The 23,800-nt window shown below is 71.5% G+C and carries 18 protein-coding genes and 1 tRNA gene; 10 read left to right on the top strand and 9 right to left on the bottom strand.

What is annotated here, in order from left to right; translation table 11 throughout:
* A complete protein-coding gene (locus tag ABD169_RS12155; protein ID WP_344032579.1) occupies positions 1-1,428 on the bottom strand; it encodes an APC family permease in 1,428 nt (475 codons plus the stop codon).
* A gap of 41 nt (positions 1,429-1,469) precedes the next feature.
* The gene (locus ABD169_RS12150; protein ID WP_344032577.1) at positions 1,470-2,573 is read right to left on the bottom strand and encodes an alcohol dehydrogenase catalytic domain-containing protein; all 1,104 of its coding nucleotides are present in this window, start codon (positions 2,571-2,573) and stop codon (positions 1,470-1,472) included.
* Positions 2,574-2,732: 159 nt separating this feature from the next.
* On the opposite strand from ABD169_RS12150, the gene ABD169_RS12145 reads away from it, so the two are divergent.
* The gene (locus ABD169_RS12145; RefSeq protein ID WP_344032575.1) at positions 2,733-4,169 is read left to right on the top strand and encodes a PucR family transcriptional regulator; all 1,437 of its coding nucleotides are present in this window, start codon (positions 2,733-2,735) and stop codon (positions 4,167-4,169) included.
* 12 nt (positions 4,170-4,181) lie between these two features.
* Here ABD169_RS12145 and ABD169_RS12140 read toward each other — a convergent pair whose 3' ends face one another.
* Positions 4,182-4,958 carry an LmeA family phospholipid-binding protein gene (locus ABD169_RS12140; protein WP_344032573.1) on the bottom strand — a complete coding sequence of 259 codons (777 nt, stop codon included), beginning with the start codon at positions 4,956-4,958 and terminating at the stop codon, positions 4,182-4,184.
* 13 nt (positions 4,959-4,971) lie between these two features.
* Complete coding sequence (gene argS, locus ABD169_RS12135) at positions 4,972-6,642, bottom strand: arginine--tRNA ligase (RefSeq protein WP_046455122.1); 1,671 nt, start codon at positions 6,640-6,642, stop codon at positions 4,972-4,974.
* Positions 6,643-6,715: 73 nt separating this feature from the next.
* On the opposite strand from argS, the gene ABD169_RS12130 reads away from it, so the two are divergent.
* Positions 6,716-6,788, top strand: a tRNA-Arg gene (locus tag ABD169_RS12130).
* A 72-nt stretch (positions 6,789-6,860) separates the two neighbouring features.
* Here ABD169_RS12130 and ABD169_RS12125 read toward each other — a convergent pair.
* Together ABD169_RS12125 and ABD169_RS12120 are read right to left on the bottom strand one after the other, a co-directional pair.
* Positions 6,861-9,125, bottom strand: a complete 2,265-nt coding sequence (locus ABD169_RS12125) for a DUF2510 domain-containing protein (protein WP_344032571.1) — start codon at positions 9,123-9,125, stop codon at positions 6,861-6,863.
* A gap of 134 nt (positions 9,126-9,259) precedes the next feature.
* A complete protein-coding gene (locus ABD169_RS12120; protein ID WP_344032569.1) occupies positions 9,260-10,222 on the bottom strand; it encodes a GlxA family transcriptional regulator in 963 nt (320 codons plus the stop codon).
* A gap of 117 nt (positions 10,223-10,339) precedes the next feature.
* On the opposite strand from ABD169_RS12120, the gene ABD169_RS12115 reads away from it, so the two are divergent.
* The 3 genes from ABD169_RS12115 (at position 10,340) to ABD169_RS12105 (ending at position 14,285) form a co-directional block, all read left to right on the top strand.
* Complete coding sequence (locus tag ABD169_RS12115; RefSeq protein ID WP_344032567.1) at positions 10,340-10,939, top strand: isochorismatase family protein; 600 nt, start codon at positions 10,340-10,342, stop codon at positions 10,937-10,939.
* 156 nt (positions 10,940-11,095) lie between these two features.
* Entirely contained in the window at positions 11,096-13,795 is a 2,700-nt protein-coding gene (locus ABD169_RS12110; protein WP_344032565.1) for a LuxR C-terminal-related transcriptional regulator, read from the top strand.
* A gap of 43 nt (positions 13,796-13,838) precedes the next feature.
* Positions 13,839-14,285 (top strand): YdeI/OmpD-associated family protein, encoded by a 447-nt coding sequence (locus ABD169_RS12105; protein ID WP_344032563.1) that lies wholly within the window; start codon positions 13,839-13,841, stop codon positions 14,283-14,285.
* Between the two features lie 7 nt (positions 14,286-14,292).
* On the opposite strand, the gene ABD169_RS12100 is transcribed toward ABD169_RS12105, so the two are convergent.
* Positions 14,293-15,045 carry a copper homeostasis protein CutC gene (locus tag ABD169_RS12100; RefSeq protein ID WP_344032561.1) on the bottom strand — a complete coding sequence of 251 codons (753 nt, stop codon included), beginning with the start codon at positions 15,043-15,045 and terminating at the stop codon, positions 14,293-14,295.
* Between the two features lie 145 nt (positions 15,046-15,190).
* On the opposite strand from ABD169_RS12100, the gene ABD169_RS12095 reads away from it, so the two are divergent.
* From ABD169_RS12095 to ABD169_RS12085, 3 genes are read left to right on the top strand one after another with little or no spacing between them, the layout of a single operon-like run.
* Positions 15,191-16,573 (top strand): hypothetical protein, encoded by a 1,383-nt coding sequence (locus tag ABD169_RS12095; protein ID WP_344032560.1) that lies wholly within the window; start codon positions 15,191-15,193, stop codon positions 16,571-16,573.
* Complete coding sequence (locus tag ABD169_RS12090; protein ID WP_344032558.1) at positions 16,570-18,141, top strand: DNA-3-methyladenine glycosylase 2 family protein; 1,572 nt, start codon at positions 16,570-16,572, stop codon at positions 18,139-18,141. Before ABD169_RS12095 ends, ABD169_RS12090 begins: the two co-directional genes overlap by 4 nt.
* Complete coding sequence (locus ABD169_RS12085; RefSeq protein ID WP_344032556.1) at positions 18,138-18,707, top strand: methylated-DNA--[protein]-cysteine S-methyltransferase; 570 nt, start codon at positions 18,138-18,140, stop codon at positions 18,705-18,707. Before ABD169_RS12090 ends, ABD169_RS12085 begins: the two co-directional genes overlap by 4 nt.
* Here the strand turns inward: ABD169_RS12085 and trmB are convergent.
* Positions 18,692-19,456 carry a tRNA (guanosine(46)-N7)-methyltransferase TrmB gene (gene trmB / locus ABD169_RS12080; RefSeq protein WP_425560971.1) on the bottom strand — a complete coding sequence of 255 codons (765 nt, stop codon included), beginning with the start codon at positions 19,454-19,456 and terminating at the stop codon, positions 18,692-18,694. The two genes, ABD169_RS12085 and trmB, sit on opposite strands and share 16 nt — an antisense overlap.
* A 108-nt stretch (positions 19,457-19,564) precedes the next feature.
* Between trmB and aroQ the strand changes: the two genes are divergently transcribed.
* Both aroQ and ABD169_RS12070 read left to right on the top strand, forming a co-directional pair.
* Positions 19,565-20,002: a type II 3-dehydroquinate dehydratase gene (gene aroQ, locus ABD169_RS12075; RefSeq protein ID WP_046455111.1), complete on the top strand. Its 438-nt coding sequence runs from the start codon at positions 19,565-19,567 to the stop codon at positions 20,000-20,002.
* A gap of 63 nt (positions 20,003-20,065) precedes the next feature.
* Positions 20,066-22,450 (top strand): ATP-binding cassette domain-containing protein, encoded by a 2,385-nt coding sequence (locus tag ABD169_RS12070; RefSeq protein WP_344032554.1) that lies wholly within the window; start codon positions 20,066-20,068, stop codon positions 22,448-22,450.
* A 334-nt stretch (positions 22,451-22,784) separates the two neighbouring features.
* Here the strand turns inward: ABD169_RS12070 and ABD169_RS12065 are convergent, their stop codons facing one another.
* Entirely contained in the window at positions 22,785-23,795 is a 1,011-nt protein-coding gene (locus tag ABD169_RS12065) for an LOG family protein (RefSeq protein ID WP_344032894.1), read from the bottom strand.
* Positions 23,796-23,800: the final 5 nt, after the last annotated feature.

Genomic DNA, 23,800 nt, shown 5'->3' with positions numbered 1-23,800 from the left:
TCAGCCCACGCCCTCCAGCATGTCGGTCTCGGTGTTGCCGATCCGGTCGAGCACCTGCGGGTCCCGCTTCCGCAGGCGGAGGAACCAGGCGAGCGCCACGATCATCGTCACCAGGAAGATGTACGGGATCACGTTGAGCGGGAACGCCGGTACGGGGAACACGTTCGCGAGGAACACGTAGACCATGGCGATCACGGCGATCGCCGCGCACAGGGTGACGAGCGCGCTGCGCATCCGCTCGCGGCGCACGTAGGCGACGCAGGCGATCGCGACGAGCGCGTACGCGACCATGTACCCGTAGGTGCCGTAGGTGTCGACCCACACGGTGATGTCCATCGGGTGCACGCCGCAGGCGAGCAGGATCACGTCGAGCACGATCGCCGCGGGGCCCGCGATCAGCAGCACCCGGTGCGGAGTGAGGTGCGTGTCATGGGTGCGACCGAAGCGCTCCGGCACAACGCCCTCCTTGCCCATCACGTAGACGATGCGGCCGACCACGTTGAGCGGGGCGACGACCACGGCGAAGAACGATGCGGCGACGCCGAAGGTGAGCAGCGGGGTGAACCACCCGGGCATCCCGATCTTCTCGGAGATCGCCTGCAGCGGGCTCGCCGCGGTCGCGAGGTCGTCGCCGAGCACGGCGATCTGCGTGTAGGCGGCGAACACGTAGAGCACGCCGACCACGACGGCGCTCCACATGATCGCGCGCGGGATCGCGGTGTAGGGGTTCTTCGCCTCGCGGCCCAGCGCATCGGCCGAGGAGAACCCGACGAAACCAAGGATGCCGAGGACCATGCCGGCCGCGACGCCCTGGAAGGGAACGCCCTCGAAGCTGAACTGGGCGGGGTCCCAGGCGTCGGGACCGAGCACGACGAGCGCCGTGATGAGCAGGATCAGGATGATCGCGACCGACACGAGCTCGAGCACGAGCGAGACGCGCGCCGAGATGCGGATGCCGCGGATGGTGAAGAAGGTGGCGAGACCGCCGATCACGATCGCGAGCGCCACGAGCCAGACGACGCCCGAGGCGGGGACGCCCAGCAGGCGGAGCAGGTCGGACATGTAGGACACGGCGCCGCCGAGCGAGCCGGCCGCGATGCCCCAGCAGCCGATGATGAGCGCGACGCCCGCGGTGTAGGCGCCGCTCGGGCCGAGGCCCTTCGCGACGTAGGTGTACAGGGATCCCGCCGAGGCGTTCTTCTTCGCGAATACCGCAACGCAGTAGCCGACGCAGACGATCACGATGGTGGCGAGCAGGAACGACAGCATCGTGCCGTTGCCGGCCCCGATGAAGATCGAGGCCGCGGTGAACGCGATGACCGCGCTCGGTGCGATGTTGGCGATGGCCTGAGCGGCGAGCTCGGGCCCCGACATCACTCCGTGGCGCAGGCCGGCGTCGACCGGCTGCTGGGAGGTGGTGGTGGACATAGTGGTGGACTCTCCTTCGAGTGGCTTCGGTGGCGCGGGGCTCAGGGGATCAGCAGGGTGCGCAGCACGCCGCCGGCCTCCAGATCGTCGAGCGCCTCGGCGGCCTCGGCGAGCGGGCGTCGGCCCGAGATGAGCGGATCGAGCTTCAGTTGCCCGTCCATGTAGCGGTCGACCAGCGCGGGGATGTCGATCGAGGGACGCACCGATCCGTAGTTCGAGCCGAGGATCCGCTGATCCGCCTCGGCGAGCACGAGCGGCTCGAACGAGGCCTTGGCTCCGGTCGGCGGCAGGCCGACGATCACGGCGGCGCCGCCGAGCCCGAGCATGCGGATCGACTGCTCGGTGGTGGAGGTGCGGCCGATCGCGTCGAAGGCGTAGTCGACGCCGTCGGGCACGAGTTCGAAGAGCTGCTCGACGGCGTCGCGCTGCGAGGCGTCGATGCGGTCGGTTGCGCCGAACTGCAGCGCCATGGCGGTCTTCTCGGGCACGACGTCGATCGCGATGATGCGCTCGGCTCCGGCGAGCTTCGCGCCCTGGACCACGTTGAGGCCGACGCCGCCGCAGCCGATCACGGCGACCGTGGATCCCGGCTCGACGGCGGCCGTGTTGAGCACGGCGCCGACGCCCGTGGCCACGGCGCAGCCGACCACGGCGATGACGTCGAGCGGCGCGTCGTCGCGCACCTTGATCGCGCCCGAGACCGGGACCACGACCTCCTCGGCGAACGAGGACACGCTCAGGTAGTGGTGCAGCGGCTCGCCGGTCTCGGCGTTGCTCAGGCGCGAGGTCCCGTCGAACAGCGAACCGTGCGCGTTGTTGACCTCGACGACCTTCTGGCAGCGCGCCTCGTGGCCCTGCAGGCAGTAGCGGCACTCGCCGCACGGCGGCACCCAGCTGAGCACCACGTGGTCGCCGACCGCGAGCGAGGTGACGCCCTCGCCGAGCTCGGTCACGACGCCGGAGCCCTCGTGCCCCATCACCATGGGAGCGGGTGCGTCCCACTCGCCGCGCTTCACGTGCAGGTCGGAGTGGCACACGCCCGCTGCGGCGATCTTCACGCGCACCTCCCCCGCCTTCGGCGCGGCCAGGTCGGCATCGACCACTTCCACGCGGGTATCGGGATCTCGGAACACCACGGCCTGCATCTTGCACTCCTTCGTCGGCGGCTGCACTGGGTCGGTCTCGCCGTCGCGGTCTGGACCGGTCGGGCGACTGAGGAGATGCTACGGAGGGATCGGGAGCCGTGTCACTGCGCCGAAGGGTGGAAGCGGCCTGGTAGATTCGACGTTTGGTACATTCGAGGGGTGCCGCTCACCCTGTCAGCCATCGCCCGCGCCGTCGACGGCAGCTGCGTCTCGCAGCGGCTGTCCGAGCGCACCCCGGTCGACGGCGTCGCGCGGTTCGACGAGGTCGTCGTGGTCGGGCATCCCGCCTACGCGACGCTCGTGACGGGCGATCCCGCGGCGCTCCTCGACCGGCTGGACGCCGGCGGGCCGGAGGCCGATGCCCTCGCGCGGGCCGTCCTCGTGACCGATGCCGACGATCCGGCACTGAGCGAACGACTCGCAGCGCACGGCACCACCGCGATCCTCGGTTGCGCGCTCGGCGGCGTCGCCCTGCACGCGACGCTCGCCGCGCTGCTCGCCGACGACCTGGCCGCATCGGACCGGCTCGTCGCCGCAGGCATGAAGGTGCTCACCCAGGCGGCCCGGCGGGGAGGCTCGACCGCGGCGATCGCCGAGCTCGCGCACCGCATCGACGGCTGGGCGGTCCTGCTCGACGCGCAGGGGCAGCTGATCACGAGCGCCGGTGCGGGTCGCCTGCACGTCTCCGATGCGACCGCGGTCGCGCTCGGACGCCCCGTCCGCGTGCGGCACGAAGGCCTGCAGCTGCACCAGGTCGGCTCCGACCGGGACCTCGCCGGATACCTCGTGATCTCGACCAGGTCCGGCACGGTGAGCCGCTCGCGCGATCTGGCGTCGCTCGCCGCCGCCCTGTTCGACCTGCTGCTCCGCTCCCACGACCCCTCGGTCACCGAGCACCTCGGCCGCGAGTCGCTCATGCGCACGATCATCGACGGCGGCGCACCCGCGCTCGAACTGCTGCGCCGCTGGGGCGTGCACGACCGCAGCCTCACCGCCTTCGCGCTCGGCGCCCGCACCCGCACGATCGACGCCGAGCGCCTGCTGCGCCGCTGGTTCGACGAGCTCGGAGCCGAGCACGTCTTCGCCGCGTCGCAGGGTCGCGTGCTCGGCTTCGTGCGCGACGACCTCGTCGACGAGCTCGCGAAGCGGGTCGACGAGCTCACGCCGGTCTCGGGGCAGCGCCTGCACCTCGGCATCGGCACCCCGTCCCCCGCCGACGCGCTCGCCCGCGGCGCCGCGCAGGCGGGCCAGGCGCTCGACACCGCGCTCGACGAATCGCGCACGGTGGTGCACTACGCCAGGCTCGCCTCGGTGGAGCTGGTGCTCGGATCCCTCGCCGCCGAACCGCGGGCGGAGCTCGCCCGCGCGCTCGATCCGCTGCGCGACGCGACCGGTGCGCACGGCGAGCTCACCGAGGCGCTGCGGGTGTTCCTCGCTGAGAACGGTCGCCACCGGGCGAGCGCGGAGCTGCTGGGCATCCACCGGCAGACCCTCGTCTCGCGCCTGCGCCGGGTCGAGGAGCTGACCGGGCTCTCGATGGAGCACGCCGACGACCGCGCGACCGCCTGGATCGCGCTGCGCGCGCTCGACCGCTGAGCGGGACTCGGGTCAGCCGCAACTGCCCTTCTCGCGCTGCTTCGGATCGCTGACGAGGGTCGGTGAGATCTTCGCGTCGACGCGCACCGATCCGGTCGACGACAGCTGGATGCCGGTCAGCTCGATCCCCCGCGGCAGCTGGTCGCGCACGCAGACCGTCTGCGGCTGGGTCAGCGCGCGCACGGCGGGTCCTCCGAACGACTCGATCTGCTTCGCGGTGAGGTCGAAACCGGCGGCCTTGACGCCCGCGGGGGTGATCTTCACGTCGCCCTTCTCGACCCCGAGCTTCAGCGTCGCCGAGAGCGACACCTTCTGCCCGAAGATCTCCATGCTGCGGCCGACGTCGATCGCGCCCTCGCGCACCGTGCCCGTCTGTGCGATGCCCTTCGTGAGCAGCGAGATGGTCTGGTCGATCTTGTCCTTCGGCACCGTGATCGACGCCGTGGCCCCCTGCACCTCGCCGGAGCCGGAGATGAGGCTGAACGGCGCGGAGTCCGCGTGCACCGTGAGGTCGCCCTGCAGGCCCTCGACGAGCGGGGCGTCCGGCACGGTGACGGTGACGTCGCCCAGCTTGCCCGTGATCGTGTGCAGCAGCACCGAACCGTCGAGCTGCACGTCGACCGGGTGATCGCTCGACAGCTCGAGCGGTTGACGCACCGCGGTCGAGATCATCCCGGGCAGGATCGCGCGCAGCGCGATCTCGCCCGCGCCCGCGAGCACCGCGAGGATGACGACGATCCAGAGGATCCTCAGCCACCAGCGCGGTCGGCGCTCCCGCTGCTCCGTCATCGTGCCGTGCCGATCAGAGGCGCTCGGGCGCCGAGACGCCGATCAGGTCGAGACCGTTGCGCAGCACCTGGCCGGCGGCGTCGTTCAGCCACAGGCGCGTGCGGTGCAGGTCCTCCACCGGGGCGTCGCCCAGCGGGATCACGCGGCAGTTGTCGTACCAGCGGTGGAACGCCGCCGCGAGCTCCTCGAGGTAGCGCGCGATGCGGTGCGGCTCGCGCAGCTCCGCGGCGCCGGCCACGATCCCCGGGTACTCCTGCAGCTTGCCGAGCAGCTCGGTCTCGGTCTGGTGCGTGAGCAGCTCGGGCGCGAACGCGCTGCGGTCGATGCCCGCGGCGGCCGCGTTGCGGTCGACCGCGCAGGTGCGGGCGTGCGCGTACTGCACGTAGAAGACCGGATTGTCGTTCGTGCGGCTGCGCAGCTTCTCGCCGTCGAGCGCGAGCGGCGAGTCCGCCGGGTAGCGGGCGAGCCAGTAGCGCAGCGCGTCGGAGCCGAGCCACTCGAGCAGGTCGTCGAGCTCGACGATGTTGCCGGCGCGCTTCGACAGGCGGGCGCCGTTGAGGTTGACGAGCTGGCCGATGAGCACCGTGATGTCGGTCTCGATGTCGTCGCCGGCGGCACCGGCGATCGCCGTCAGGCGGCCGATGTAGCCGTGGTGGTCGGCACCGAGCAGGTAGATCTTCTCGCCGAAGCCGCGATCCTTCTTCGTCAGGTAGTAGGCCGCGTCGGCCGCGAAGTAGGTGTAGATCCCGTTGCCGCGGGTGAACACGCGATCCTTGTCGTCGCCGAAGTCGGTCGTGCGCACCCAGATCGCGTCGTCCGCCTCGAAGACGTGGCCCTGCTCGCGCAGGCGGTCGACCGCCGCGTCGATGGGGCTCTTCTCACCGTTCTCGCCCGGCGCGTGCAGCGAGCGCTCCGAGAAGAACACGTCGAAGTGCACGTTGAAGCGCTCCAGCGAATCCTTGATCTCGGTGAGCTGCTGCTGGTAGCCGATCTCCTGCGCGAGCTCGAGCGCGCGGTCGCGATCCTGCGCGGCGATCTCGGCGAGATCGGGCTGCTGGGCGAGCACGTGCGCGCCGAGCGACTGGATGTAGGCGCCCGGGTAGGCGTCCTCGGGTGCGGGCTCGCCGAGAGCGGCGGCCAGCACCGAGCGGCCGAACTTGTTCATCTGCGCGCCGGCGTCGTTGATGTAGTACTCGTTCGTGACCTCGGCGCCCGCGGCGCGGAGCACGCGCGAGATCGAGTCGCCGAGCGCCGCCCAGCGGGTGTGCCCGAGGTGCAGCGGACCGGTCGGGTTCGCGCTCACGAACTCGAGGTTGATCTTCTGCCCGGCGAGCGCATCGCCGTGCCCGTAGGCCTCGCCCTGCTCGACGACCCGGCGGGCGGTCTCGCCCGCGCTCGCGGCGTCGAGGGTGATGTTGATGAAGCCGGGGCCCGCGATGTCGGCCGCGGCCACGCCGTCGATCTCGGAGATGCGCTGCGCGATCTCGGTCGCGAGCTCGCGCGGGTTGGTGCCGATCCGCTTCGCGAACTTCATCGCGGCGTTCGACGCCCAGTCGCCGTGCTCTCGGCTCTTCGGTCGCTCCACCTGCGTGTCCGCGTCGGTCACCGGGACCTCGACGCCGCGCGCGGCGATGAGGTCGGTGAGGATCCGGGCGATGGCGGTGGCAAGTTCCTGTGGCGTCACAAGCACCGATCCTACCGGCCGCCGGGCGACCGGCGCGCGCGGGCCCCGAGAAGTGCGCTAGGCTTGCGGAGTCGCCTCCGTAGCTCAGGGGATAGAGCGCCGGTTTCCGGTACCGTAGGTCGGGAGTTCGAATCTCTCCGGGGGCACGAGATATCAGCCGGGTCGGCCCGCAGAAATGCGGACCGACCCGGCTTTTTCGTATTCCTGGCTCCGAGCCGCTACTTGGCGGCGAAGCTCGGGAGGAGATCGTCGCGCACCCAGCTCGAATCCTCGACGCGGGTCGCCGTCCCGGTGAAACCGGAGTCCGGGATGAGCAAGTACCGGTTCGCACCCGATGCGGAATCGTTCCAGGTCGTGTCGACCGCGTACCAGGCGCCATCGATCTTGACCTTGTTCCACGCATGCGGGCCGGCGGACAGCACATCGCCGGCCACGTACACGGTCGGGACGCCAGCTGCATTCATCAGGGCGTTGTAGGTCACCGCGTATCCACCGCACACCACGCGGCCCTTCTCGAACACGCCGTCGGCACGCCAGGCGTACTCGAATCCTTCCAGCCCCTTCCCGGCCTCGAGGGCATCGCGCGCCGCGCCGTCGTACACCGTGTGGGCGGCCAGCCAGTCGTTGAGCGCGACCGCCTTGTCCCGGTCGGACATGCCGGCGGTCACGACGGAGGAGAGCGTCTGGTCCACTCCGCGCTTGATGGACGCTTGGATGCGCTTGCGCTCGTCGGCCTGCATTCCGTAGTCCACGCGGAGCAGGGTCCGATCGTCCACCCGCTCCGACATGTCGTCGAACCCCACGACGTCGATCACGTACGGGTTCTGCGCCCTCGCCTCCTGCACCGCATCCGTGACCGTCTGGGCACCCGGGGCATCCGCGTACCGAGTGACATCGATGAAGGTGTCTCCGAGGATCATGTGCCCGGCGATGTACTTCACGTAGTCGTTTGAGCCGTAGACCGGGTACTCGGTCTTCGGGGCGTTCGACACCGGCTTCGCGTCCGACTTCGCCTGCTCGATGCTCCGAACGAGCACCGCTTCCCCACCGGTCGGCGGTGCGGCGGCCGCGGCTTTGGCGTTGTAGGCCGTTCGGAAGGCCTCAGCATCGAACCCCGGATCCGGATCCAACCAGCTGGTCTTCCACTCGAGCTTCGTCCCCACCCCGACGATAGTGAATTCCAACTGGTCCGGATCATCCGGGTTCCGGGCGATCCCGCCCTCCGGGATGAAGGCCCTCGTCTCGCGGGTGCGGCCGTCGAGGCTGGTGAACGAGAACCTCTTTGGCAGTTCGTTCAACGAGCTCCGGTCCACGATGAGGTACTGCCCGCCCATCGCCGTCTTCGCCGTCTCGTAGGGCAGCGCTTCGAGCATTCCGCCCAGGTCGGCCGTCGCGATGCGGGACCGATCACGTCCGTTCGACGCGATCACTCCCCACTGGTATCCGCTCTGAGTGAGGGTGCCGAGCGGCTCCGTCCGTCCGGTCTTCAGGATCTCGTCGGCGCTGAGGCCGTCGAAGATCGCAAGGTGGGCGTTCTGCCGTTCCTCGAAGATCGAGTCCGTGTCGTCCTTGCTCGACCAGGAGGTGCCGGAGGTCTTCGCGAGCGCTTCGTAGTGCCGGCCCGGACTCGAGTCCTCCCCGCTCTGCAACGCCGAGCTCCCCACGACGATGTACTCGGTCGCACCCTCGACCGGTGTCCAGGACAGTTCGATGGATCCGGTCTTCCGGTCGACGGTCGCGCGCACCCCGGGAGCTTCGATGCCGGGAGCTCGCGTACTGATCTTCGTGACCACCGGCTTCTTCAGCTTCTCCCCGTGCTCGTCGATGTGCCTCACGAGGTAGTACTCGGGGTGCAGGCCCCAGTCGTTGCTGTTCGTCCCCTGCGACATCAGATCGACCGAACCGCCTCCTTCGGCCATGAGTGCGAAGGTCGAATCGGACGGCCTGATCTCCAGACCGCCGGACGTCTTCGACTGCGATACCCAGACCCCCGTGGGAACAGTGAGCGTCGGGTCGAGGAAGAGCTCGAATGCCCAGGCGAAGTCGCCGTCTTCCTTCTGACGGCTCGCGAAGTCGTAGTCCGCCGGGAAGGAGAAGGCGGTGTTCGATGCGACGTTCTCGATCGGATCCGTCATGGCGAACTCGCGCCCCGGAACCGCCTCCGCATCAGTGGACAGCTCGATCTGCGAACCGAGGACCGTGCGGATCATCACGAAGAGAGCGCCCCCGGACAGCGCGAGGACGATGGCCACCGCACCGGCGACGATGGCGAGCGTCCGCAGCTTCTTCCGAGGACGTCGCCCGGGCAGACCGGGAGCGGCCTGCGTCGGCACCGCTGCGCGCACGGAATCGTCTGCGCCCGCCGTCAGCCTCGCCGTGCCCGCCGGGTGCACGTGGTCAGTCCAGTTGCCTCCGTCCCACCAACGCTGCAGGCCGGAGTCGATCGGATCCGGATACCATCCGGGCGCGGGCTGTTCGGTCAAGATACGAGACTCCCTCGAAGTCGGGCGGGCATGCCCCGGTCCGCCCGGAACACGCATCTCTCGGAGACTGAACCAGGATACGGCTACGAGCGACTTCCACCCCCCACCTGCGTCGAGGATCCGTTCCCGGGGACTCAGATCAGCGCGCCCGCACGGAACGCCTCGCGGTAACTCGCCGGGGTCGTGCCGAGTTCGGTGCGGAAGTGCTCGCGCAGGATCGCGGCCCCGCTGAACCCGCAGGCATCGGCGATCGCTTCGACCGCGAGATCGGTGCGTTCGAGGAGCTCGCGCGCCCGCGACACCCGCTGCTGAGTCACCCATCGGGCGACCGTGCTGCCGGTCCTGCGGCGGAAGGCCCGGGTGAAGGTGCTCCGGCTCAGGTGCGCACGCGCCGCGAGCTCGTCGATCGGGAGGGGGCCGTCGAGGTGCGCGAGCGCCCACTCGCAGGCGCGCCCCACCGGGTCGTCCGATTCCGATACGGCGGGCTGTTCGATGAACTGCGCCTGCCCGCCTCGGCGGTGCGGCGACGCGACGATGCGGCGCGCGACCCGGTTCGCGGCGCTCTGCCCGATCCGCGAGGCGAGCAGGTGGAGGCAGGTGTCGATGCCCGCGCTGGCCCCCGCACCGGTCAGCACGGCGCCCGCATCGACATAGAGCGCAGCCGGATCGAGCCGGACCTCGGGGAACCGTCGTCGGAAGGTCTCGATCCACTTCCAGTGCGTGGTGGCGCCCCTGCCGTCGAGGACTCCGGCGTCGGCGACCGGGAACACGCCGAGGCACAGGCCCACGATCGTGGCGCCGCGCAGGTGCGCCGCGCGGATCGCGGACAGGACCGGCGCAGGTGCGGGCGTCGCGGGATCGCTCCACCAGGGAACGATGACGATGTCGGCGGTCTCCGTCGCGTCGAGTCCGCGCGGGACGACGATCTCGTACCCGGCGGAAGTCCGCAGCGGTCCGGGGCGTTCCGCGCAGATCTCGATCGGCCAGGGCTCCGCCTCGCCCGGAGGGTTCTCGGGTCCGAGTACCAGCGAGGGCACCGAGAGGTGGAAGGGACTGATGCCGTCGAATGCGATGACGGCGACCGACGGGGCGGGCATACGACTCCTCAGCGGTTCGGCCGCTTCCTGCGCGAAGTGACCCGATTTCACCTGTTCATGCTATTTCAGCTCACGAATACTGGACAGCAGCACCCCGATCCCGACGAAAGGCCGGCCATGACCGTCTCCGCCACCCTCCGCTCGCTCAGCGGACTCCCCCAGCAGCCCGCATCGCTCGCCGACGCCACCCTGATCCTCGTCGACTTCCAGAACACCTACACGACCGGCGTGATGGAGCTCGAGGGCTGGGCGCCGGCGCTCGAGGCGGCCGCCGAACTGCTGGCCCGTGCACGGGCCGCCGGGGCGACCGTGATCCACGTCGTGCACGACGACGGGCCCGGAACCCCCTACGACATCCGCAGCGAGATCGGCGCGATCCACCCCGCCGTCGTCCCCGTCGACGGCGAACCGACCGTCGTGAAGCACGCGCCGAACGCCTTCGTCGGCACGGAGCTCGGGGACCTGGTCGACGCCGCGGGTCACGAGGAGGTCGTCATCGCGGGGTTCATGACCCACATGTGCGTCACGTTCACCGCCGAGGGCGCGTTCCTGCGCGGAAACCGTCCGACGGTGGTCGCGGACGCGACCGCGACCCGCTCGCTGCCGACGCCGTACGGCGACGTGCCCGCGGAGCAGCTCCACCGCTCGGCCCTCGCCACGATCGGGGACCTCTACGCGGTGGTGGTGCCGAGCGCGGACGACCTGCGCTCGGCCTGACCGGGGCCCGCATCGCCCCTCCGGGGCGGGCGACACCCGCGCGGGGGTCACGGACGCTCAACGATTCACATGAATCGTCATGTTTCAGACGTAGCATGAGGCTGTCGATCCGCACGGCAGCGAAGCCCGCCGGATCCTCAGGCAGGTGGTGCGGCGATGGTGTCGGAGAACGCGGGCGGGCGCGAGGCCGGATCCTCCGCGGAGCCCGTGCCCGTCCCGATCTCACCGCACTCCGCACCGTTCTGGGGACGCGGCGCGCTGCTGGCCGACGCCCGGGCCGCGCTCGAGCCCGACGGGGCGAGCGCGATCCTGGTGGGCGCCGCCGGTTCCGGGAAGACCCGCCTCGCGAGGGAAGCCGCGCTCGGCTTCCTCGAAGATCGTCCGAATACCCGCATCGCACGATTCGGGGCGACGAGCGCGACGCAGCGCACGCCGCTCGCCGTCTTCGCGCCGGCCCTGCGCTCGCTGCGCGGCCCGGCGGGCGACACCCCCGAAGAGGTCGCGCGGTCGCTCGTGCGCGCCTGCACGGGAGGCGCGAAGGGGGTGCCGCTCATCGTCCTCATCGACGACACTCCCCAGCTCGACCCGATGAGCGAGGCCGTCACCGACCTGCTGCTGGCGCTCCCCGACGTCCGCGTGCTCCTCACCTGCCGCAGCGCCCCGGGGCCTTCCGCGCTGCTCGCCCGCGCCTGGCGCGATGGCGAGCTGCGGCGGATCGAGGTCCCCGAGCTGACTCGGCCGGAGACCGCGGAGTTCTCGACCGCGATGCTCCCCGGAAAACCCTTCGCGCCCGACACGATCCGGCGCCTGCACCAGTCGACCGGTGGCAACCCGCTCTTCCTCGCCGAACTCATCGGCGCGCTCGACCGGTCCGGTGCCCTCGAGGAACGGCACGGCCTCCGGATCTGGCCCGGCTCGCTCCCGGCCGGCACCTCCCTGCACGATGTGCTGCGCGCCGAGATCGCCCGGCTTCCGGCCGACGAACGGACGGCGTTCGAGACGACGGCCCTCTGCTCCCCGGCGCCGCTCCACCTGCTCGAAGATTCGATCTCGCCCGACGCCCTCGAACGGCTGCTGGAGAAGGAGGTCGTGCGGATCGTCTACCGGGCCGACGGCAGACCCGTACTGGAGCTCGCCCACCCGATCTACGGCGAGACCGCCGAGACGATGCTCAATCCGCTCCGGATGCGGGAGCAGTACCGCACGCTCTACGATCGGGCCGTCGAACCGCTCCTCGAGGAGGACCTCGAACGCACCACCGGCGGCGGGACGATCCCGACCGGGGATCTGCTGACGGTCGTCGACTGGGGCCTGCACGGCGAGCGCGAGGTTCCGCTCGAACTCCTCGTACCCGCGTTCCGCTTCGCCCGTCCGCTCGTCGACCACGGGTTCAGAGTGCGCATCGCGTCGGCCCTGCTCCGGCGCCACGGCCTCGAGCGGTCGCTCCGGATCGATGCGCTGGTCAATCGGCTCGAGGCCTTCCGCTACCTCGGCGATCCCGATGCCGTCGCCGCCGACGAGGTGTCCGCGCGAGCCCTCATCGAAGCAATGCCCGCGAGCGCCGAACGCACGCGCCTGGCCGCGGACCTCGCCATCGCCTTCGCCGACGCGGCGGTGCTGATGGTCGGGCGCTGGGAGGACGCGGTCGCCGCGCTCGACTGGGCGGACCGGCTCGGCGCCGCGGGACCCTCCGCGGCAGCGACGACCGCAGCGATCCGGGTCGAGGCGCAGCGCGGCATCGCGCTCTGCTACGGCGGCGAGATGGTCGCGGCCACCGAGCTCGAACGGCGCCTCTCCGAAGCCACGCAGGGCACCCCCGGATTCCTCCCCTTCGCCCCGACCTCGATCCTGCTGCACGGCCAGCGGGGCGAGACCCGTCAGGCACGGCAGATCGCTCGGCAGCAGCTCCGCTTCGCCGTGCAGGCCGCCGCCGACTATCCGCTCGCCGCGGGCGAGATCATCGGAGTCTGGTGCCTCGTCGACGTGTTCGCCGGGCACAGTCGCGAGGCGGCGTTCATCTACGGAGTGATGGAGCAGGCGATCGCCCGGGGCGCAGGCGGTCCGCGCCTCCGGGAGACGGTCGTCGCGTTCGGGCGGGGCCTGCTGGCGCTCATGCAGGGCGACTGGGTGCGCGCGTCGGAGCACCTCGCGATCGCGTGCTCGGAGCTGGACGATTTCACGGGCACCGGCTCGGAGGGGCTGCTGCTCACCTCGCTCGCCCTCGCCCAGACGGCGAGCGGAGACCTCGACGGCGCGCGGGTCACCCGCGCGGCCATCGCCGGGTGGCCCACCGGGACGAGTCGGCTGCTCGACGTCCCGAGCCGCTACCACCTGCTGCTCGCGCGGCTCTGGGCGCCCGACGGCACCGAGCGCGGAGAAGCCGAGGCGATCGCGCTGCGAGCCCGGGAGTACGGGTTCGGGCTCATGGAGCTCCGCGCCCTGCACGCGATCCAGCTCTGCGGAGGGCCGCCGCTCCCGCCGGAGCAGCTCGCCCGGGCCCGGGAACTCGGTTCGTCCCTCGCCGCCCCCATCGCACCCCTGCTGGCGCTGCACATCGACCAGCTGCGCGCCCCCGGACGGGAGAATGCCGGAGACACCGCGAGGCGCCTCGCCCGGCGCGGCCTGTTCCTGCCGACCCCCAGGCATCCCGTGCTCACGGTCCGTGAGCAGCACGTCGCGGAACTCGTCTCCCTCGGCTACAGCAACGCGCAGATCGCGAAGCGGCTGCAGAACTCCCGGCGCACGGTCGAGACCCACGTCGCGCGGATCCTCATGAAGCTCGGTGTCGGGTCGCGGGAGGCCGTGGCCGATGCGCTCGACGCGACCCGCTGGGACGAGGAGGAGGCCGCCGGATGAACGGGCTCTCCCGCGGAGCCCGACCGAGGAGCATACTGAAGCGATGACCCTCATCGTCCGCACCGTCCTCGCCCCGCACGGCCCCGCGACCGCCATCGTGCTCAGCGACGCGCAGGTCGCCGAGCTCGGCGGCGGCAAGCGCGCCGCCGTGCGCGTCACCATCGGAACCGCCTCCGTCCCCCTCCGCCTCGGCGTGATGGGCGGGCAGAACCTCATCGGCATCTCGAAGGCGAACCGCGCGGAGCTCGGCGTCGAGATCGGCGACGCGGTCGAGGCGCGCATCGACCTCGACGAGGCGCCGCGCGAGGTCGAGGTCCCCGCGGAGCTCGCCGCGGCGCTCGACGCGGATCCCCTCGTCCGGACCCGGTTCGAGGCTCAGTCGTTCACCGCGCGCAAGGAGGACGCCCGCGCCGTCGCCGACGCGAAGCGGGAGGAGACGCGCGAGCGCCGGATCCTCGCGATCGTCGAGCGGCTGCGGGCCGGGATCTGATCCGGACTCAGGCGCGCGCCGCGGCGACCGCGGCCCGCACGATCCCCGCGTCGGTCGCGTCGTAGGACGAGTCGCCGCCGCCGGGCCCGGTCGGCCCGCCCATCAGGGTGCGTCGGGCGGACAGGTGCAGCGCGTCCGCTCCGACCGCGCGCAGTGCGGCGGCGTCGCCCGGAGTCGCTCCCCCGCCCGCCATGATCTGTACGCCGGTTCCCGCGGCGGCGAGCGCCCGCAGCACGGGCATGCCCTCCGAGACCCGCGCCGCTCCGCCCGAGGTCAGCACGCGCGCCACGCCGAGCTCGGCGAGGTCCGCGAGCGCGGCCACCGGATCGCTGCTCAGGTCGAGCGCACGGTGGAAGGTGACCTCGGCCGCACCGGCCGCATCGCGGAATGCCGCGACGGCCGGGAGATCGATCGCGCCGGACCGGTCGAGCGCGCCGACGACGGCACCGGACGCGCCGAGGCGGATCGCGTGCGCGGCATCCCGGCGCATGAGTTCGAGCTCCTCCGGGCTGTAGACGAAGTCGCCCGGACGGGAGCGGATCAGGACGTGCACGAAGCCCTCGCGTCCGGCGTCGCGCGCGAGCCCGGCCGCCGATTCGATCAGCGCGGCGCTCGGCGTCAGGCCGCCCGTCACGAGCGCGGTGCAGAGCTCCACGCGGTCCGCGCCCTCGGCGAGGGCGATCCGCACGCCGTCGAGGTCCTGCGCGACGATCTCGACCGCCAACCGGCCCGGTGCGGGCGTCTCCGCTGCTGTATTCATCCGACCAGCCTAGGAGGTCGGACGGGCGGTCCCGGACCCCGGGCGCGGTCATGGGTGGCTTCCGGGTGACGCATCGCCCCGCAGGCCGCTGCGCGCTGCCAGTATGGACCCGTGCGGTGTGCGCCGCCCCAGGGAAGGATCACCGATGAACGAACCCCGCGAAGTGGATGCCCTGCGCGAACGCGTCGCCGCGCTCGAGAGTCGCAATCGCGAGCTCGAGGCCGCCGGGAACGGCGGCGGGTCCGATCGCGCCGGTTCGAAGCGCGGTCGGCTGCGCGCGGTCGGCGCGATCGCGCTCATCGCCATCGGAGCGCTCCTCGCCCCGGTCGCCGTCATCGGGAGTTGGGCGCGCGCCGAGCTCGTCGACACGGATCGCTTCGTCGAGACCTTCGCCCCGGTCGTCACCCGCCCCGCGGTGCAGGACTACATCTCGGCGCAGGCCGAGCAGGCGATCGCGCAGCACGTCGATGTCGAGGGACTCGTCGGCGATCTGCTCGGCGGTGTCGAACAACTGGACCTGCCGCCCAAGGCCAAGGCCGCGCTCCCGCTGCTCAAGGCCCCCGCGGTCGCGGGGGTCGAGTCGCTCATCTCCACGGCGGTCGACCGCGTCGTGCGTTCGCCCGAGTTCGCCCGGGTGTGGTCGACCGCGCTCCGCGAGACCCACAGCCGGGCCATCGCGGTGATCCAGGACGATCCGTCGAGCGCCGTCCGGCTCGGCGACGACGGTACGCTCTCGCTGCAGCTCGACTCCGTCGTCGCCGAGGTCAAGCGCTCCCTCCAGCAGCAGGGATTCGGGTTCGCCTCGGCCATTCCCGAGGTCCACCGCAGCATCCCGCTCGCGGCCTCCGACTCGCTCGCGCTCGTGCGCACCGTCTACCAGCTCGCCACCGCGGCGGGCACCTGGCTCCCCTGGCTCTCGCTGGGCCTGCTCGCGCTCGGGGTGCTCGTGGCCCGGGGCCGCCTGCGCGCCATCGCGTGGGCCGGAGCCGCGCTCGCGGCGTCGCTGCTGCTGCTCGCGTCGGGCCTCGGCATCGGCAGGCAGTTCTTCATCGGCTCCGTGAGCCCCTCGATCATGCCGGCGGCCACGGCCGATGCGCTGTTCGAGCAGCTCACCCTCGTCATGCGCTCCTCTCTTCTGGCGCTGGTGGCGCTCGCGATCTGCATCGCGGTGGGCGCCTGGATCTCCGGTGGATCCCGCATCGCGGTCGCCGCACGCTCGGCGGGCGCCACGGGGTTCGGCGCGCTGCGTGCGGCGCGCGACCGTGCCGGGCTCGATCCCCGCGGCTTCGGCCGGGCGGTCGAGCGGCTGCGTCCCGCGATCCTGTCCCTCGTCGCGGCGCTGGGCGTGCTCCTCGTGTTCCTCAGCAGGCCCGCTTCGTTCGCGGGCGTGGTCTGGACCCTGGTCGCCGTCCTGGCCACGGCCCTGGTGGTCGAACTGCTGCGGCAACCCGGTGATCGTCCGTCCTCCACCGAGATGTCCGAAAACCGCGAGTCGGGAACCCCGGCCGCCGCCACAATGGAGGAATGACGAGCGACGCCCGGACCCACCCCGCCCTGGGCCTCGACTTCGCCGCGAGCTATCGCGCGATCTCCGGCCGCGATGCGCGCTGGGACGGCAGGCTCTACCTCGGCGTGACCAGCACGGGCATCTACTGCCGCCCCTCGTGCCCGGCGCGCAAGCCGAAACCCGAGAACTGCCGGTTCTTCCCCAGCGCCGCCGCGTGCGTGGCCGCGGGGTTCCGCGCGTGCAAGCGGTGCCGCCCCGACACGATCCCGGGCTCCCCCGACTGGAACGCCCGGGGCGACCTCGCGGCCCGGGCCGTCCGCCGGATCCGGGACGGCGCCGTCGACGAGGCGGGAGTGCCCGGTCTCGCGTCCGAGCTCGCCGTGAGCGGGCGGCACCTCCGCCGGATCCTCGTCGAGGAGATCGGCGCGGGCCCGCTGCAGCTCGCCCGCACCCGCCGGGCGCACGCGGCGCGGGCGCTCATCGAGCAGACCGATCTGCCGCTCGCCGACATCGCGTTCGCCGCGGGGTTCGGCAGCGTCCGTCAGTTCGGGGACACCATGCGCGAGGAGTTCGGAGTGGCGCCGTCGTCGCTCGTCCGGGACTCCGCTCGCGCGCGGGCTGCGCGGGGTTCCGGCACGGCGACCTCCGACGAGCGTCCCGCGCTCGCGCTCAGGCTCCGCACGCGAGCGCCGTTCGCGGCGGCCCCGGTGCGCGCGTACCTCACCGCGCACGCGGTGCCCGGTCGCGACGAGGTCCCGTCCGATCCTTCGGAACCGACGCGCCACGCGATCGATGCGCCCGGCGGCACGGCCGTCGCCCGCGTCGACTGGGGCCGGATCGCCGCAGCCGGGGACGGATCCGTCGCGATCCCGGTCGGGCTCGAACTGCCCTCCCTCGCCGACACGCTCCCGGCGATCGAGAACCTGCGCCGCCTGCTCGACCTCGACGCCGACCCCGGCCAGTTGGGCGGCGCGTTCTCCGAGGACCCGCTGCTCGCGCCCCTGATCGCGGCCCGACCGGGACTCCGGTCGCCCGGCGCACGCACTCCCGCCGAGTTCGCGCTCGGAGTGGTGCTCGGGCAGCAGATCTCGCTCGCCGCGGCGCGGACGGTGCAGGGTCGCCTCGCCTCCGCCTTCGCGAGGCCGGACGAACGGCCGCTCGCCCGAGCCGACGGGTTCCTCGGCGCACCGGATCCCGCGCGGATCGCCGATACTCCGCTCGAGGAGCTGCGCGCCGCGCTCGGGATCATGCGCAGCCGGGCGGAGACGCTGCGGGCGCTCGCCGCCGCGATCGCGGACGGCCTCGACCTGGGTCCCGGCGCCGACCGCGCCGAAGCGCGGTCCCGTCTGCTCGAGCTCCGCGGCATCGGCCCGTGGACGGCGGAACTCATCGCGCTGCGGGGGCTCGGGGATCCGGACGCCTACCCCGCCGGCGACCTGATCCTGCACCGGGCGCTCGGGGTGGGGACGGCGCGCGAGGCGGTTCGGCGCGCTGAGGACTGGCGACCGTTCCGCGGGTACGCGGCGCAACTGCTCTGGGCCGACTTCCTCGAATCGACCGCGACACCGACCCGGAAGGATCCGGCATGACCCCCGCACCGCTCTCCCACACCACCGTCGTGATCGCCGGAAGCCCGTTCCGGGCGATCTGGACGCCCGAGGACGGCGTCGTCCGCGCCGGCGGTTTCGACACCGAGTTCGATCCCGGCCACCGGCTCCTCCGGGATCGGCTCGCCGTGGGCTCGCCCGAGCTCGCGAGCCGCGGGCTCGCGCCCCGGCCCGACGACGAGCATCCGATCGCCGAGGCCCTGCGCGCCTATGCGGCGGGCCGGCTCGATGCGATCGACGGGATCCCGGCGTCCCAACCCGAGACGGAGTTCCGCGGCGACGTCCGGCGCGCGCTGCGCGGGGTCGCCGCCGGCGAGCACGTCACCTACACCGGCCTCGCCGAACGAGCCGGGCGGCCGGACGCCGTGCGCGCGGCCGCGTCGGCCTGCGCCACCAACCTCATCGCGCTCATCGTCCCCTGCCACCGGATCCTCCGCCGGGACGGCGGCGCCGGCGGCTACCTGTTCGGGGTGGAGCTCAAACGGCGACTGCTGCAGCACGAGGGCGCGCTGACGCCCTCGGCCGCGCGGGCTCAGCGCAGGCGGTAGGCGAGGTCGCGGATCTCGCGACCTTTGTCGATCCCCTTCTGCTCGAACGCGGTGAGCACCCGCCCGTCGAAGCGGGGCGCCCAGTCGCCGTCGAACGCGCGCTCGAAGTCGGCGGAGGCTGCGTCGCCGACCTCGCGCATCTGCTCGGCGTAGTCCTGCCAGTCGGTGGCGAGGCGCAGCAGGCCGCCGGGGCGCAGCGCCCGCGCGGCGATCCGCATGAAGTCCTCGGAGATCAGACGGCGTTTGTTGTGCCGGGCCTTGTGCCACGGGTCCGGGAAGAACACCCAGATCTCGTCGACCGAGCCCGCAGGCAGGGCGTGCTCGAGGACCTCGGGGGCGTTCGCCTCGACCAGCTTCAGGTTCGTCGTGTCGGCCCACTCGGCGCGGATCATCGTGCGCGCGAGCCCGGCCTGGAACACCTCGATCGCGAGGTAGTCGCGATCCCGGTGCTCGGACGCCGCGTGCACGATCGCGTGCCCCTGCCCCGAACCGACCTCGACGGTCAGCGGCGCCGTGCGCCCGTAGACGGCCGCGGGATCGAGGCTCGCGTCCTTCGCGATGCTCGTCACCGCGTGATCGCGGGGCAGCTCGACCAGGAACCGCGGGCCGAGCTCGTCCCAGGCGCGCTCCTGCGACGGGGTCATCCGGCCGCGGCGTACGAAGGAGACCGGCTTCTCGCGGAAGGTCCGGGGGTCGAAGCTCTTCGCCGGGAGGGGCTGCTGCGGGGTCTCGTTCGGGGTCTCGCTCACCCGACAACGGTAGCGCAGCGGGCGCCGAGCGGCCGCGACGATACGATGGGGGCAGGAGCGCGGCCCGCGATCGAGCGGCATCGGAACGGCTCCCGAGACGGAGCGAGCATGTCGAAGCGGATCCTGCTGGTGAACGGGCCGAACCTGAATCTGCTCGGCACCCGCGAGCCCGAGGTCTACGGGCACGACACCCTGGCCGGCATCGAGGCGCTCGTCTCGTCCGTCGGTGCGGAGCTCGGCCTCGAAGTGCGGGCTGTGCAGAGCAACCACGAGGGCGAGCTCGTCGACGCGATCCAGTCGGCCCGCGAGGACTGCGCTGCGATCCTCATCAACCCGGCCGCGTACACCCACACCTCCGTCGCGATCCGCGACGCGCTCTCGGCCGTCGCACTCCCCGTCGCCGAGGTGCACCTCTCCAACGTGCACGCGCGCGAGGAGTTCCGACACCATTCCTTCGTCTCGCCGATCGCGGCGTTCGTGATCGCGGGCGCCGGGATCCAGGGCTACGAGTTCGCCGTCCGGAGGCTCGCGACGCTGATCGGGTGACACCCGAGCACCCGATCAGGAATCGAGAAGCCCGATGTCGGAGGCGCGCGCTACTCTTTCGGCATGAGCGCAGCTGCACACCCCCCGCACCCCGCCGACGGCCACGACGTGATCCGGGTCTCCGGCGCCCGCGAGAACAACCTCAAGAACGTCTCGGTCGAGCTGCCCAAGCGCCGGCTGATCGCGTTCACCGGCGTCTCCGGTTCCGGCAAGAGCTCGCTCGTGTTCGGCACCATCGCGGCCGAGTCGCAGCGCCTCATCAACGAGACCTACCCCGCGTTCGTGCAGGGCTTCATGTCGTCGCAGGCGCGCCCCGATGTCGACGTGCTCGAGGGGCTCACCACGGCGATCCTCGTCGACCAGGAGCGCATGGGCGCGAACCCCCGCTCGACCGTCGGCACGGCGACCGACGTCAACGCCATGCTCCGCATCGTCTTCTCCCGTCTCGGCCAGCCGCAGATCGGCTCCCCCAATGCCTTCTCCTTCAACGTCGCATCGGTCAGCGGCGCCGGCGCCGTCACCTTCGAGAAGGACGGCAAGAAGGTGAAGGAGCGCCGCGAGTTCCAGGTGCTCGGCGGCATGTGCCCGCGCTGCGAGGGCCGCGGCACCGTCTCCGACTACGAACTGTCCGAGCTGTACGACGCCGACAAGTCGCTCGCCGACGGCGCGCTCAAGATCCCGGGCTACAGCATGGACGGCTGGTGGGGGCGCATCTTCGGCGACCTCTTCGACCTGTCGAAGCCCATCAAGGACTACAGCGACGAGGAGCTCGACCGACTGCTGCGCGCCGAACCGACCAAGGTCAAGGTCGAGGGCGTCAATCTCACCTACGAGGGTCTCATCACCCGCATCGAGAAGTCGATGCTGTCGAAGGACCGCGAGGCCATGCAGCCGCACATCCGCGCCTTCGTCGACCGCGCGATCGTGTTCCACGCCTGCCCCGCCTGCGACGGTACCCGCCTCAACGAGAGCGCCCGCTCGTCGAAGATCGGCGGAACGTCCATCGCCGATGCCTGCGCCATGCAGATCAGCGACCTGCTCGACTGGGTGCGCACCGTCCAGGATCCGGGCATGGCCCCGCTCATCGAGAAGCTCGTCGACACTCTCGAGTCGTTCGTCCAGATCGGGCTCGGCTACCTGTCGCTCGACCGCGCGACCGGCAGCCTGTCGGGCGGCGAGTCCCAGCGCACCAAGATGATCCGCCACCTGGGCTCCAGCCTCACCGACGCCACCTACGTCTTCGACGAGCCGTCGATCGGCCTGCACCCCCACGACATCCAGCGCATGAACACGCTGCTGCTCAAGCTCCGCGACAAGGGCAACACCGTGCTCGTGGTCGAGCACAAGCCCGAGATGATCGCGATCGCCGACCACGTCGTCGACCTCGGCCCGCGCGCCGGGGTGAACGGCGGCGAGGTCTGCTTCGAGGGCACGGTCGACGGGCTGCGTGCCTCGGGCACCCTCACCGGCGCGCACCTCGACGACCGCGCCCGCATCAAGGAGTCGGTGCGGACCGCCACCGGCGCCATCGAGGTGCGCGGGGCTTCGACCCACAACCTGCAGGACGTCGACGTCGACATCCCGCTCGGGTTGCTCTGCGTGGTCACGGGCGTCGCGGGCTCGGGCAAGAGCTCCCTCATCCACGGCTCGGTCTCGAACCGCGACGGGATCGTGTCGGTCGACCAGGGCGCCATCAAGGGATCCCGCCGTTCCAACCCGGCCACGTACACCGGTCTCCTCGACCCGGTACGCACCGCCTTCGCGAAGGCCAACGGGGTCAAGCCCGCCCTGTTCAGCGCCAACTCCGAGGGCGCCTGCCCCGAGTGCAAGGGCGCCGGCGTGATCTTCACCGATCTCGGCATGATGGCGACGATGGAGAGCCCCTGCGAGGTCTGCGAGGGCAAGCGGTTCAACGCCGAGGTGCTCGAGTACACCTTCGGCGGTTCCTCGAGCGAGGGCGGCAAGAACATCGCGGAGGTGCTCGCGCTCAGTATGAGCGAGGCGCACGAGTTCTTCGCTCGCGCCGAGTCGAAGGTGCCCAAGGCCGTCAAGATCCTCGAGCGCCTCGTCGACGTCGGGCTCGGGTACCTCTCGCTCGGGCAGCCGCTGTCCACGCTGTCCGGCGGCGAGCGCCAGCGCCTCAAGCTCGCGATCCACATGCTCGAGGACGCCGATACCTACGTGCTCGACGAGCCGACCACCGGCCTGCACCTCGCCGACGTCGAGCAGCTGCTCGGCCTGCTCGACCGCCTGGTCGACGCGGGCAAGAGCGTGATCGTGATCGAGCACCACCAGGCGGTCATGGCGCACGCCGACTGGATCATCGACATCGGTCCGGGTGCCGGTCACGAGGGCGGCACGGTCGTCTTCGAAGGGACCCCGTCCGACCTCGTCGCGCAGCGCAGCACGCTGACGGGCGAGCACCTGGCCGAGTACGTCTCGGCGTAGGCCGACGGACCGAGAGGTTCACTGACATACGGGCCTGCGGGGCCGCGATCCTGCTGGAGGGGCGGCTGCTGTCCTCCTGACCTGCACGGGGCCGAGGATGGGCCCGGGCTGCGAGCTTCTGAGCCGTAGTTCTCGGCACATGCCCGGCATATGCCCCGCCTGGTTCCGGGCGCATACCCGGCCTTTCATACAGACTGAGATCCTCGCTCAGACTGAGACTTCGCGCCCGAACATCAGTCTGGACGTGAATCTCAGTCTGAACGCACACCTCGATGCGCGCGCCAAGACCGGCTTCCAGCGCACTTCCGACCTTTTCCGCAGACTGAGATCCGACTCAGACCGGTTCGGGTGCCGCTGCCTCGTCCGGGGCCGACGCGAGGCGGTTGAGCGCCCGGATCAGGCGGTGCAGCTCGCCCACCGCGCGGCGCTGTGGCGTGAACACGAGTCGCGGCAGCGCCGCGGTCTCGGGTTCGTCGCGTTCCTCTGCGAGGGGCGCGGTCCGGGCGAAACCGCCCGACAGGCACATCGTGCCGAAGCGCTCGTTCAGTTCGGCGACCTCGGCGTCGCTCGGCTCGGCGCGGAGCCGCAGCACGAGGTCCGAACCGACCCAGCGGAGCGAGTGGTAGTTGCGCCAGAAACCGGTGATCTCGGCGATCGCCTCCTCCGCGGACTCGGTGATGAGCACGCGATCGAGATCCCCGGGAGCGATCATGCCGGAGCCCGCGAGCTCCTCGGTGACGAAGCGCTCCAGTCCGCGCCAGAAGGTGCCGCCTGGCCGGTCGAGCAGCACGATCGGCACCGGCACCATCTTGCCCGTCTGCTGCAGCGTGAGCAGTTCGAAGGTCTCGTCCATCGTGCCGAACCCGCCGGGCAGGCAGACGAAGCCGAGGGACTCCTTCACGAGCATCAGCTTGCGGGTGAAGAAGTACTTCATCGACACGTGGTGCCCGTCGAGGGTGACCAGGTCGTTCGGCTGCTCCTCGAAGGGCAGCCGGATCGAGACGCCGAGGGAGTGCTCCGGACCCGCACCGGTCGCCGCGGCTTCCATGATCCCGGGCCCCGCACCGGTGACGACCATCCACCCCTGCTCGGCGAGCCCGTGCGCGACGGCCTCCGCGCCGAGCCAGAGCGGATCCTGCGCCTGAGTGCGCGCCGACCCGAAGATCGTGACCTTCGGGGTTCCGACGAACGGCGCGAAGAGACGGAACGCCGCCCGCATCTCCTCCACCGCCGCGGCCGTGATCTTGAGATCGAGCCGCTCGGTGCCGTCCGTGCCCAGACCGACGCCGGCTCGCAGGATCCGACGGACCAGCGCGCGCTGCTCGCGCACGCCGGCCGCGTCCATCGCCG

The organism is Leucobacter iarius, assembly GCF_039530105.1.
Taxonomy (GTDB): domain Bacteria; phylum Actinomycetota; class Actinomycetes; order Actinomycetales; family Microbacteriaceae; genus Leucobacter; species Leucobacter iarius.
This window is presented reverse-complemented; position numbering and strand designations above follow the sequence as displayed.